Raw genomic sequence first — 11,991 nt, 5'->3', positions numbered from 1 at the left:
GCGGCATCGCCGCGACGGCGGCGAAACGGCGTTCTCAGCTTGCGGCCTCGGCCGCGGGCACCCGACTCGCCTTCTGCTGCCGGCTCACGCGCGGCGGATTCCGGCTGGCCGTTGGAAACAGCATCATCCGAACGGGGATTGTCGTCCTGCATTGCAGTATTCGTTGTCACTGGGACAGCTCCGAATTTCAAACTTGGGTAGGCCTGCCTGCGGCAAGCTCGTCATCATCTGGGGACGCCGACTCTCGATCAGCCTCGGGCCGCTCGAAGCCTGCCTCGTCCGATTCCGGGGAGGCGGCATCCGGGCCAGGCCGAACAGGATCGGCAAAACCGGAAGCGGGCGCATGCCCGGCGGCGCCAGGCGCCGCAGTATCGGTCTCGTCAATCGGGTCGGTCGGTTCCGCGTGTTTTGCGTTCTCGACGCTTTCCTTTGCAGCACCGGCTTCTGGGGCATCGGCGGCCATATCGGAAATGTCGTTGTCAGCCGCGTCGTCGGGAAAACCGGACATGGCTGACGTATTGGACAAGCCTTCGGCTTGCTCCCGGACGGTGGATTCGTCTGCGGGATCCGCGCCTTCTTCTGTGCGCGAAAGCACGAATTCTACGCTATCGGCGGGAGCTATGGGTACATCCTGTTCCGAAACAGACAATTCCGCAACCGGAATACTGACTTCGGAGTCCCCGCCCTCACCCGGCGCGGCGGCTTCCTCGCCGTCGCCAGGCGCATCGCCCTCGGCCGCGGCAGCGGCTTCCTCACCACCCAGCACCTGCTGCACTTCACCCAAATCCAGCCCGGCGAGCGCAGCAGCCGCCTGCGCGGATTCCAGCGCGGGCAATTCGTCCAGGGCACGCAGCCCCAGGTCATCGAGAAACTGGCGCGTAGTACCGAACAGCGCCGGACGGCCCGGCGCGTCGCGGTGGCCGATGACCTCGATCCATCCCCGGTCCTCGAGCGCTTTCACAATCTGCGAAGACACGGTAACGCCGCGGATATCCTCGATATCGCCCCGCGTCACCGGTTGGCGCCAGGCCACGATGGCCAGCGTTTCCATCACGGCGCGCGAGTACTTCGGCGGCTTTTCCGGATTCAGGCGCTCAAGGTAGCGCTGCATGCGCGGGCGGCTCTGAAAGCGCCACCCGGTAGCCAATTGCACCAACTCCAGGCCGCCGTCGGCCCAATTGGCCTGCAGCGTTTCCAACAACGTACGCAACGCGCTGTTGTCGAATTGTTCATCGTTCCCGAACAGCTTGCGCATATCGGACAGGTGCATCGGCTGCGCCGCGCAAAGCAGCGCGGTTTCCAACACGAGTATTGCCTCACTATCGTTCATCGACATTCAAATTCAAAAAGGGCTAACTTGCGCTAGGTTGAAAATAAGGCTACTATTCATTTCTCAGACGCGGGGTGGAGCAGTCTGGCAGCTCGTCGGGCTCATAACCCGAAGGTCGTAGGTTCAAATCCTGCCCCCGCAACCAAATTGATCTAGGCCTGGCGCATTCGCCAGGCCTTTTTCATTTGCGGCGCCGGAAAAAATCCACAAGCACGGCAAACCCGCCGGCTCACACAGCTGCATGCCGGCACGCGCACCCGCCGCCAGACCGGCAGCCTTGGCGGCTCGCCAGCAACAGACAGCATTGGTTTGCGAATTTTTCACTGGATTCCTGTGTTTACCGCCATGCGCCCCGGATATACGTACCCCGGACATGTGCCGAAACGACCGCGCCAATCGGGATTGGGCGGAATGCCTACCGTGACCTGCACGGCAAACACTCAAGCAAATTCTGGAAAAGCCGGCAGAAATCGCCGGCCAGCCCGCGGAGCACGCCGACAACCCGGCGCCGTCTTCCTGCGGCAATCGATATCAAGGACCTGAATCATCAAGGTTCGGGCAGCGCGGACAGACCGCGGCAATCCATAAACCCGACACGCTTCCCCTGGCGCACGCGGAAACAGGTTCCGCGATGCCGCAGCTCACCCGAGCCACAACCGCGATTCTTGGATGTTTTCTGAGACTACACGCTGACAGGCCTAAGCCCGCCACGTCAAACATGTTCAAGCAGTTGTTCGATTATACCGCCATATACCCCGCCCTCAAGCTCGCGCGACGCCGAACGCGGCGCGAAAACTACGGCGCAGGCTTGTCCCATGGCGTGGATTCCAGGCGCCCCACCAGGAAATCCAGCATGGACCGCAAGATCAGTGGCATCTGGCGGCGCGAGACGTAAACACCGTAAATACCCAGCTCCTGAGGCTTGCTTTGCGTCAGTATGGCCCGCAAGCGGCCCGACGCAATGTCGTCCGCGGCGTAGTAAGTCGGCAGCATGGCGATGCCCGCGCCCTCCAATGCCGCGCGCGACAACACCGACACCTCATTCGCACTGATGTTGCCGCTGACGGGCACATCCACCGGCTCGCCGTCGCGCTCGAATCGCCACAGGCTCTTGCCAAAGTACGAATGGGTCAGGCAGTTACGCAAGGACAGATCCTCGATGCGGGCCGGCACGCCTTCGCGCTGCAGATACTCCGGCGAGGCGCACACCACCGAGCGGCAGACCGCCAGCTTGCGGGCAATCAGGTTGGGATCCAGATCATTGGTGATGCGCACTGCCAGGTCCACGCGCTCTTCCACCAGATTGACGGCGCGGTCCACCAGCATCAAGTCAACCGAGGTGCCCGGGTGCAGCTTGACGTAGTCGGTGATGGCGCTGGCCAGATGGCGGGAGCCGAACGACATGCTGGTGGTGATGCGCAGCAGCCCCCGCGGCGTGTCGTCAGGGGTGGATACCGCATTGCGCAGATCCCCCACCATGTCCAGCATCTGCCGGCAGCGCGGCAAGGTTTCAGCGCCGGCAGGAGTCAGGCTCAGGCGCCGCGTCGTGCGATGCAGCAGGCGCACCCCCACCCACTGCTCCATTTCCGCCAGATAGCGCGACACCATGGCACGCGACATGTCCAGATGAATCGCCGCCGCCGACAGGCTGCCCCTGTCAGCGACTTCCACGAACACCTGCATGGCCTTCAAACGATCCATGATTGTCTCGATTCTTGCACCAGACTGCTCCGGTTATACCGTATTTCGGTGCAACACCGACATCAAAATCGCTGACATCACCCGGAAGATCCAGGCCTTCAGCACGGACAATCAAGGGACAGGCTGCCCAAGCGCAACCCCCAAGGCGGCTCGCACCTCCGCCACCCCAGGCCCGCGCAAGATGCAAACCAGCCGCGATATCCGATCGCCGTCCGGCCACTGATCGAGCTGACTCGCTGGATAGAGTTCGCCATGGACGCCATGCACCTCGCACGGCAGCGTCTCGCCCTCGAAGCACACCAGCCCCTTCATGCGCAGCAAGCCTTGCCCATAGCGCTCCAGGATCTGCGACATGCCGGCAAGAAACGCGCCCCGCCCGACAGGAGCGTTCAAAACCAGCGAGAAACTGCCCACATTTCCGTGACCGGCCGCCCGCGGCTGTGCAAACGGCCGCAGCCAGCTCGCCAAGGAGGCGCCATCGCGCCTGGCCTGCATATCCAGCCCCGCGCGCAGCGCGCCAGCAAGCGGCGCATCAGGCCATTGCACACAGCGCTGCGCGCCGGGGTTGATGTCGGCGACCGCCCGCTCCAGGCGATCCAGGCTCGCCGCGTCCGACAGGTCCGGTTTGCTGAACACAACCACATCCGCCAGGGCCAGTTGCCGCGACGCCTCGGGTTGCCGTTCCAATTGATCCAGTCCGTAGCGCGCATCCGCCAGGACGATCGCTCCCCGGTATGCATAGCGCTCGGAAAGGAAGCGGTCGTGCTTGAGGGTGAACAGGATGGGCGCGGGATCGGCCAGTCCGCTGGTTTCGATGAGCACGCGGCGAAAGGGTTTGATCTTGCGGCTGAGCGCCTGCATGAACAAGTCGCGCAACGCGTCGACTACCGCGCCACTGACAACGCAGCACAGACAGCCACCCTCGACCAGGACGATGTTGTCGCGCGCCTGCCGCACCAGATGATGGTCGACGCCCACTTCGCCATATTCATTGACGATGACGACCGCGTCGGCGTACGCCGGATCCCGCAACAGCCGGTTGAGCAACGACGTCTTGCCGCTGCCCAGAAAACCGGAAATCACCGCCACGCCTATGCGCTTGTCGCCCATGTCCGATCTCCATGCCCGCCATTCCGATGCGGCAAACCAAAAGGGCCACTCACTTGCGTGAATGGCCCTGAATTCTTTGGCTCCCCGAGCTGGGCTCGAACCAGCGACCTGCGGATTAACAGTCCGTCGCTCTACCGACTGAGCTATCGGGGAACTGCTAAGAAACGAGATTATGAACTAAAAAAACAGACTGCGCAAATCGCTGAGTTTTTCCGGTGTTTTGTGCGCACGGTTTCCCATCGCCAAAAAACTCTGATATGATCTCGGTCTTTCCGGATCGGACCCCATAAATCAGGGCCAAGAGACGGGGAAAATCAAGATGTTTTGCTTGCGGTTCCAGCATCGCGGGAACGAAGCAAATGGTCTTGCCGGCATAGCTCAGTTGGTAGAGCAGCGCATTCGTAATGCGAAGGTCGTAGGTTCGACTCCTATTGCCGGCACCAGATTTCAAAAGGCAGCCCTCTCGGGCTGCTTTTTTCATTTCCGCGCCCTTCTTTCTACGCCCCCCCTTCCACACGGAATCCCCGCCCGGGAACTCCCGCCCGCCACCACGCATCCAACCTGCTGGACCATCCTGGCGGACACGACATGCGCATCCTTCTTGTTGAAGACGATCTCATGATAGGCGAGAGCGTGCTGGACTGCCTGCGCGCCGAACATTACGCCGTTGACTGGGTCAAGGACGGCAACGCCGCGGAACTCGCGCTGCGCACCGACACCTACGACCTCATGCTCCTGGACCTGGGCCTGCCCAAGCGCGACGGCCTGTCGCTGCTGCGCGACCTGCGCGCGCGCAAGGACCGCACGCCGGTGCTGATCGCCACCGCCCGTGACGCGGTGAGCGACCGCATCGCGGGCCTGGACGCCGGCGCCGACGACTACGTGGTCAAGCCCTACGACGTGGACGAGTTGCTGGCCCGCATGCGCGCCCTGATCCGGCGCAGCGCGGGCCGCGCCGAGCCGGTGTTCGAACACGAGGGCATCACCATAGACCCCCAGTCCCACGCCGCCATGGTGGACGGCACCCCCGTGACGCTGACCGCGCGCGAATGGGCCGTGCTCGAACCGCTGATCGCGCGTCCCGGCATGATCTTCTCCCGCGCCCAGCTGGAAGAAAAACTGTACAGCTGGAAAGAGAGCATCAGCAGCAATGCGGTTGAGGTTTATATTCATGGCCTGCGCAAGAAGCTGGGTCCGAACCTGATCCAGAACGTCAGAGGCGTCGGCTATGTCATCCCCAAAACATGAGCATTCCGCTTAGCTACTCACTGAGAGCCAGGCTGCTTTTTTTCCTGCTGGCCGCCATCGTGGTCGGCGCGCTGGTGCAAGGCGCCATCGCCTACCGCAGCACCTTGGCGCAAGCCGACGACATCTTCGATTCGCTGCTGCAGCGCACCGCCCTGTCGCTGGGCACCGGCGATGGGCTGCTCAGCACAGGCCCGACGCACGCTCGCGGCGCGGGCTCTCCGGTCGCTGATGACCTGATCATCCAGATCTGGACGCCCGACGGCGTGCGCATCTTCAATTCCCGCTCGCGCCGCCCGCTGCCGGACCAGATCGTGCTCGGTTTCTCCGACGCGAAAATGGAGGGCAGCACCTACCGCGTGTATTCGCTGGCCACGCCCTTCCAGGTCATCCAGGTGGCGCAGGACATGGGCGTGCGCACCAGCATGGCGCGTGCGCTGGCGCTACGCACCATCGCCCCCATCGCTGCCGCGGCGCCCCTGCTCATGCTGATCGTCTGGTGCGTGGTCAGCTGGTCGCTGCGGCCCGTGAAACGCGCGCGCGCCCAGGTCGCGGCGCGACAGCCCGAGGATCTCTCCCCCATCAGCGTGCAGGGCTTGCCCGACGAGATCCGGCCGCTGGTCCAGGAACTGAACCTGCTCCTGGAACGCATGCGCGGCGCCTTCGCGCAGCAGAAGCAATTCGTGGGCGATGCGGCGCATGAGCTGCGTTCGCCGCTGACGGCGCTACGCCTGCAACTGCAGGCCCTGCAACGCGCGGGCGACGCGGATGCGCGCCAGCTGGCCGAACAGCGACTGGCCGCCGGCATCGACCGCGCCACGCGCCTGGTGGAGCAGTTGCTCTCCATGGCGCGCCATGAAAGCGCGGCAGGGCAGACGCCCGCCGTAGCGGTGGACCTGGCCGACGTGCTGCGCCAGGCGCTCTCCGAAATGCTGCCCCAGGCCAACGCCAAATCGATCAGCATCGAGCTGGACGGCGCGCCGCAGGCATGGGTGCAAGGACAACGCGACGCGCTGACGCTGCTGGTGCGCAACCTGCTGGACAACGCGATCAAGTACACCCCCACGGGCAAGCGCGTCCGTCTCCATCTGGAACAGGCCGCCCACGAGGCCGCCCTGCTGATCGACGATGAAGGCCCTGGCGTCGCGCCGGACGAGCGCGAACGCGTGTTCGACCGCTTCTACCGCGTCGAAGGCAATGCGCAGCATGGCAGCGGCCTGGGGCTGGCGATCGCGCGCAGCATCGCCGACCAGCACGGCGCCACCATAGAACTGCAGGACACGCCGGCCGGCGAAGGCCTGCGCGTGAAGGTGGCTTTCCCGACTTAAGGCTCGCCTTTAAGGCTCGCCTAAGTGTCAGGCCCGAAGATTGCGCCATGTCCTTCAACATGAACGCAGGAGCCGACATGAAGACCACCCAAATGAAACCCTCGCGCCTGATGCTGGCGCTGCTGGCAGCCGGCGCCATAGGCGGCGCGGGCGCAACCGCCCTCACCGGCGGCGTTTCGATGGCGGCCGACGCGCCGGCCATCACCTCCTCCCTCCAGGCGCCCGGCACGTCCAGCCCGCCCAACTTCGCGCAAATAACGCGCGACTTCGGCCCGGCCGTGGTGAACATCAGCGTCAGCGGCACCCGCAAGGTATCCGCCGACGAAGGCGATCCCTTCGCCCAGTTCTTCGGCCAGATCCCCGGCGCGCGCGGCCAGATGCCCTCGCGCGAAGTACCCATGCGCGGCGAAGGCTCCGGCTTCATCGTCAGCGCCGACGGCATCATCCTGACCAATGCGCACGTGGTCCAGGACGCCAAGGAGGTCACGGTAAAGCTGACCGACCGCCGCGAATACAAGGCCAAGGTGCTGGGTTCGGATCCGCAGACCGACGTGGCTGTCCTCAAGATCGACGCCAAGAACCTGCCGGTGGTGAAGGTGGGCGACGTCAACCAGCTGCAGGTGGGCGAATGGGTACTGGCCATCGGCTCGCCCTACGGCCTGGAAAACACGGCCACCGCGGGCATAGTCAGCGCCAAGGGCCGCTCGCTGCCCGACGACACCTCGGTACCCTTCATCCAGACTGACGTGGCGGTCAATCCCGGCAATTCGGGCGGACCGCTATTCAATGACCGCGGCGAAGTCGTGGGCATCAACTCGCAGATCTACAGCCGCACCGGTGGCTTCCAGGGCCTGTCGTTCTCCATTCCGATCGACGTGGCCTACAAGATCAAGGACCAGATCCTGGAACACGGCAAGGTGCAGCACGCCAGGCTGGGCGTGACGGTGCAGGAGGTAAACCAGGACCTGGCCAACTCCTTCAAGCTGGATACGCCTTCGGGCGCGCTGGTGTCCAGCGTGGAGAAAGGCAGCGCGGCCGACAAGGCCGGCCTGCAGCCCGGCGACGTGGTGCGCAAGATCGACGGCAAGACCATCGTGTCCTCGGGCGACCTGGCCTCCACCATCACGCTGGCCACGCCGGGCGAGAAGATCAAGCTGGACGTCTGGCGCAATGGTTCGCAGAAGGAACTGGTCGCCACCTTGGGCGGCGTGCCCAAGGACAAGGCCCAGACTGCTGCAGGAGACCAGGAGGTGCAGCGCGGCCAGCTCGGGCTGGCACTGCGCCCGCTAAGCCCGCAGGAGCAACAGGCGGCCGGCGCCGAGGGCCTGCTGATCGAACGCTCGATCGGGCCGGCCGCCAAGGCCGGGATCGAGCCTGGCGATGTGCTGCTGTCCTTGAACGGGGTACCCGTGCACAACGTCGCGCAGGTCAAGGAAGCGCTGTCCAAGGCGGGCAAGACGGTCGCCCTGCTGGTACAGCGCGGCGAAGACAAGATCTTCGTGCCGGTGCAGATCGGCTGAGCCGGTCCGCACCGGTTTGACGCTACTCCGCGTCGGGCTGCTTGCCCGGCGCGGCTGCGTCGAAGGCCGGCAGCGCGCGGCAGGCGGCATCGATGCGCACGACATTGGGCATGGCCGACAGGTCGCAGTCGAAACGCTGCGCGTTCGCCACCTGGGGCACCAGGCACAGGTCGGCGATCGTGGGCGTATCGCCGTGGCAGAAACTGCCAGTGGCGGACGAACCCGCCAATTGCGCTTCCAGGGCTTCCAGGCCCTGATGCACCCAGTGCTTGTACCAGGCGGTCTTGGCGGCCTCGTCCACGCCCAGGGTGTGCTTCAGGTACTTCAGCACGCGCAGATTGTTCAAGGGATGCGTGTCGCAGGCGATGCCCAGCGCCAGATCCCGCACCCGCGCGCGGCCTATCGCGTCCGCCGGCAGCAGCGGCACTTCGGGATGCGTTTCTTCCAGGTATTCAATGATGGCCAGCGACTGGCCGATGACGGCGTCGCCGTCGACCAGCGTGGGCACCAGCGCGGTCGGGTTCACCTTGCGGTAATCCGCCGACAGCTGCTGACCGCCATCCTTCAGCAGATGCACGGGCAAATACTCGTAGGGCAAGCCCTTGAGATTCAGGGCAATGCGCACCCGGTACGCGGCCGAACTGCGAAAGTAGCTGTACAACTGCATGAAGTCTCCTCGGTGTTCTGAGGCAGCGCCGCGCTGCGACGGCGCCCGCCTGCTTATTCCAGCGATTCCGTCTGCGCCGACTTGCGGGACAGGCCCTTGGGCAACGGGAAAGCCACATTCTCTTCCAGGCCCGGCATGGTGCGCACCGACACCGCGCCCAATTCCTTGACCCGGTCGATGACCTGCTGCACCAGGATCTCGGGCGCGGAAGCGCCCGCCGTCACGCCGATGCGCTTGCGATCCACCAGCCAGGCCGGGTCGATGGACTGCGCGCCATCGATCAGGTAGGACGCCACGCCCTTGCGCTCGGCCACCTCGCGCAGGCGGTTCGAGTTGGAACTGTTGGGGCTGCCCACCACCAGCACCAGGTCGCAATCCGGCGCCATCACCTTGACCGCGTCCTGGCGGTTCTGGGTGGCGTAGCAGATATCGCTTTTCTTGGGCTCGACGATATTGGGGAAGCGCTGCTTGAGCGCACGGGACACGGCTGCCGCGTCGTCCACCGACAAGGTGGTCTGCGTGACGTAGGCAAGGTTGTCAGGGTTGGTCACCTGCAGGCCCGCGACGTCCTCGGCGGTCTCGACCAGGTACATGCCGCCCTGAGCCTGACCCAGCGTGCCCTCGACTTCGGGATGTCCCTTGTGGCCGATCATGATGATCTCGCGGCCGGCGGCGCGCATGCGGGCCACTTCGATATGAACCTTGGTGACCAGCGGGCAGGTGGCGTCGAACACGCGCAGTCCGCGGGATTCGGCCTCGGCCCGCACCGCCTTGGAGACGCCGTGCGCCGAGAACACCACGATGGCGCCAGCGGGCGCGTCGTCCAGCTCGTCGATGAAGATGGCGCCCTTGGCGCGCAGGTCTTCGACCACGTAGCGGTTGTGGACGATCTCGTGGCGCACGTAGATGGGCGCGCCGTGCAGTTCGAGCGCGCGCTCGACGATGTCGATGGCGCGATCCACGCCGGCACAGAAACCGCGCGGCTGCGCCAGCAGGACTTCGGCGTCGGCGGCGGTGACAACCTGGCTCATCAGAGGACTCCCAAGAGCGCCACGTCGACCCGCAAGCTGATGCCCGCGAGCGGGTGGTTGAAATCGAACAGGGCCGATTCGTCGTTGATTTCCTTCAGGATGCCCGAATAGCGTCCGCCATTGGGCGCGGCGAATTCCACCAGGTCGCCCGGTTCGAAGGTGGCGTCGGCGCCGGCATGCTCGGCCAGCATGGCGCGCGTAACGCGCTGGATGAGCTCGGGGTTGCGCTCGCCATAGGCGTCGGCCGGCTCGACCGTGACGCTGAAGCGCTCGCCTTCGGCGCGGCCGACCAACGCGGCCTCCAGGCCGGGTGCCCATTGCCCGCTGCCCATCTGCAGCGTGCCGGGACGGCCGTCGAAGGTGTCGGCGAACACGGAATCCTTGCCCGGCCCGGAGGCCAGCGTGATGCGGTAGTGCAGCGTCAGGTAGGAATCCGGACGGACAAAAACGTTCACTTCATTAGAGGCGATGCTCAAGATCTGCCACCGTATATGCAATTGAATAAACCTTGATTTTAGAGCCTCTTATGAAATTGTCCGATCGGCTGCCCAAATACGAGCGCCCCAGGGAGCGATTGCTGCGCCATGGCGCCGGATCGCTCCAGGACTCGGAGTTGCTCGCCATCGCCCTGCGCACCGGCATTCCGGGCCTGGACGTGGTGCAATTGGGCAGCCAGCTACTGGCCAGATTCGGCGGCCTGCGGGGCCTGCTGGGCGCGACGCCCGAGGAGCTGACCACGGTCCCGGGCCTGGGCGCGGCCAAGGCCTGCATGCTGGTCGCCCTGCTGGAACTGGCCAGACGCGCCATCGAAGAGGATCTGACCCGCAATAGCAACCTGGCTCACCCGATGCAGGTAAAGCAGTATTGCAAGATGGCGCTGGGACACCGCCAGGTGGAACACTGCATCGCGCTCTATCTGGACAACCGGCTGCGCCTCATCGCCACGGGCGAGCTGGCGCGCGGCACCCTGTCCCAGGCATCGGTCTACCCCCGCGAGGTCGTGCGCGAGGCCTTGCGGCACCATGCGGCGGCCCTGATCATCGCCCATAACCACCCTTCCGGCCTGGCCGAGCCCAGCGCCGCGGACCGCGGATTCACGCAGCACCTGAAACAGGCGCTCGCGCTGGTGGACATCCGGCTGGTGGACCATCTGATCGTCGCCGCCGGCACGGTCATCTCCATGGCCGAACTCGGCGGCCTGTAGGGGCTGCGGCCGGCGCCCGAATTCGTTAGACTAGCGCCCGCAATTGTTTTAGGCTTAACGCATCTTCCGACCCATTCCGCCTGACATGAAACGCTTGTGGGACATCTCCCCGCCCGTCTCCACGGCGTCGCCCGTCTTTCCTGGCGACACGCCGTACCGCCAGCAATGGAAATGGTCGCTTGCGCCCGGCTGCCCTGTGAACGTCAGCGAAATCACGCTGTCGCCGCACATCGGCGCCCATGCTGACGCCCCCTTGCACTACCAGAACGGCGCCGCCGCCATCGGCGCGGTGTCCCTGGAACCCTTCCTGGGGCCCTGTCGCGTCATACATGCCATCGATTGCGGCCCCCTCATCACGGTGGACCACCTGGCCCATGCGGCCTTGAACCTGCCGCCGCGCGTGCTGGTACGCACTGCCAAGCATGCCGCGCAGGACTGGTGGACCGACGACTTCTCCGCCTACGCGCCCCAGACCATCGAATGGCTGGCCGAACGCGGCGTCATGCTGATCGGCCTGGATACGGCCAGCATCGACCCCGCGTCCAGCAAGACCCTGGACAGCCACCATACGATCTTGCGGCATGACATGCGGGTACTGGAGAACCTGGTGCTCGACGATGTGCCGGAAGGCGATTACGAGTTGATCGCACTGCCGTTGGCGCTGGTCCAGGCCGATGCCAGCCCGGTTCGCGCCGTCTTGCGCGAACTGTAGGCTGGTCCGCTGGCCATGGGCGGCCGATCCGAAATCGGCCGCCAGTTCTGGAAGCACGACCATGAAACACCATTCCGATCTGCATGCGGCGCCTGCCTGCGCCCGCCCGCAGGCGCCCTCGTGGCGCGCCCTGCCCGCCTCCG

The 11,991-nt window shown here is 65.0% G+C and carries 11 protein-coding genes and 3 tRNA genes; 7 read left to right on the top strand and 7 right to left on the bottom strand.

Annotated features, from left to right (window positions below):
- Nucleotides 1–187 precede the first annotated feature (187 nt).
- On the bottom strand, nt 188–1,336 hold the full coding sequence (gene scpB, locus VIR09_RS04370) for an SMC-Scp complex subunit ScpB (RefSeq protein WP_332011763.1): 1,149 nt from the start codon (nt 1,334–1,336) through the stop codon (nt 188–190).
- A gap of 62 nt (nt 1,337–1,398) precedes the next feature.
- Here scpB and VIR09_RS04365 point away from each other — a divergent pair.
- Nucleotides 1,399–1,475 (top strand) — tRNA-Met (locus VIR09_RS04365).
- Nucleotides 1,476–2,125: 650 nt separating this feature from the next.
- Here the strand turns inward: VIR09_RS04365 and VIR09_RS04360 are convergent.
- The 3 genes from VIR09_RS04360 to VIR09_RS04350 all read right to left on the bottom strand — a co-directional run bounded on the left by VIR09_RS04360 (nt 2,126) and on the right by VIR09_RS04350 (nt 4,294).
- The gene (locus VIR09_RS04360) at nt 2,126–3,031 is read right to left on the bottom strand and encodes a LysR family transcriptional regulator (RefSeq protein ID WP_013392458.1); all 906 of its coding nucleotides are present in this window, start codon (nt 3,029–3,031) and stop codon (nt 2,126–2,128) included.
- A gap of 111 nt (nt 3,032–3,142) precedes the next feature.
- A complete protein-coding gene (locus tag VIR09_RS04355; RefSeq protein WP_332011762.1) occupies nt 3,143–4,141 on the bottom strand; it encodes a GTP-binding protein in 999 nt (332 codons plus the stop codon).
- A 77-nt stretch (nt 4,142–4,218) separates the two neighbouring features.
- Nucleotides 4,219–4,294: transfer RNA gene (locus tag VIR09_RS04350), tRNA-Asn, on the bottom strand.
- Nucleotides 4,295–4,508: 214 nt separating this feature from the next.
- Here VIR09_RS04350 and VIR09_RS04345 point away from each other — a divergent pair.
- The 4 genes from VIR09_RS04345 (at nt 4,509) to VIR09_RS04330 (ending at nt 8,234) form a co-directional block, all read left to right on the top strand.
- Nucleotides 4,509–4,584: transfer RNA gene (locus VIR09_RS04345), tRNA-Thr, on the top strand.
- A gap of 145 nt (nt 4,585–4,729) precedes the next feature.
- The gene (locus tag VIR09_RS04340; RefSeq protein ID WP_332011761.1) at nt 4,730–5,389 is read left to right on the top strand and encodes a response regulator; all 660 of its coding nucleotides are present in this window, start codon (nt 4,730–4,732) and stop codon (nt 5,387–5,389) included.
- Nucleotides 5,386–6,714: an ATP-binding protein gene (locus tag VIR09_RS04335; RefSeq protein ID WP_332011760.1), complete on the top strand. Its 1,329-nt coding sequence runs from the start codon at nt 5,386–5,388 to the stop codon at nt 6,712–6,714. Before VIR09_RS04340 ends, VIR09_RS04335 begins: the two co-directional genes overlap by 4 nt.
- A gap of 77 nt (nt 6,715–6,791) precedes the next feature.
- Entirely contained in the window at nt 6,792–8,234 is a 1,443-nt protein-coding gene (locus VIR09_RS04330) for a DegQ family serine endoprotease (RefSeq protein ID WP_332011759.1), read from the top strand.
- Nucleotides 8,235–8,256: 22 nt separating this feature from the next.
- Here the strand turns inward: VIR09_RS04330 and maiA are convergent, their stop codons facing one another.
- From maiA to VIR09_RS04315, 3 genes are read right to left on the bottom strand one after another with little or no spacing between them, the layout of a single operon-like run.
- The gene (gene maiA / locus VIR09_RS04325; protein ID WP_332011758.1) at nt 8,257–8,901 is read right to left on the bottom strand and encodes a maleylacetoacetate isomerase; all 645 of its coding nucleotides are present in this window, start codon (nt 8,899–8,901) and stop codon (nt 8,257–8,259) included.
- Between the two features lie 53 nt (nt 8,902–8,954).
- Nucleotides 8,955–9,932: a 4-hydroxy-3-methylbut-2-enyl diphosphate reductase gene (gene ispH / locus VIR09_RS04320; protein WP_332011757.1), complete on the bottom strand. Its 978-nt coding sequence runs from the start codon at nt 9,930–9,932 to the stop codon at nt 8,955–8,957.
- Nucleotides 9,932–10,408, bottom strand: coding sequence for an FKBP-type peptidyl-prolyl cis-trans isomerase (locus tag VIR09_RS04315; RefSeq protein ID WP_332011756.1), 477 nt, complete (start codon nt 10,406–10,408; stop codon nt 9,932–9,934). The genes ispH and VIR09_RS04315 overlap by 1 nt, the downstream gene beginning before the upstream one ends.
- Nucleotides 10,409–10,458: 50 nt before the next feature.
- On the opposite strand from VIR09_RS04315, the gene radC reads away from it, so the two are divergent.
- Complete coding sequence (gene radC / locus VIR09_RS04310) at nt 10,459–11,136, top strand: RadC family protein (RefSeq protein ID WP_332011755.1); 678 nt, start codon at nt 10,459–10,461, stop codon at nt 11,134–11,136.
- 85 nt (nt 11,137–11,221) lie between these two features.
- A complete protein-coding gene (gene kynB, locus VIR09_RS04305) occupies nt 11,222–11,848 on the top strand; it encodes an arylformamidase (protein WP_332011754.1) in 627 nt (208 codons plus the stop codon).
- Nucleotides 11,849–11,991: the final 143 nt, after the last annotated feature.

Source organism: Achromobacter sp., from assembly GCF_036567245.1.
Classification (GTDB): domain Bacteria; phylum Pseudomonadota; class Gammaproteobacteria; order Burkholderiales; family Burkholderiaceae_B; genus Achromobacter.
Note: the sequence above shows the minus strand (reverse complement) of the source record. Positions and strands in the feature narration are given on the sequence as shown.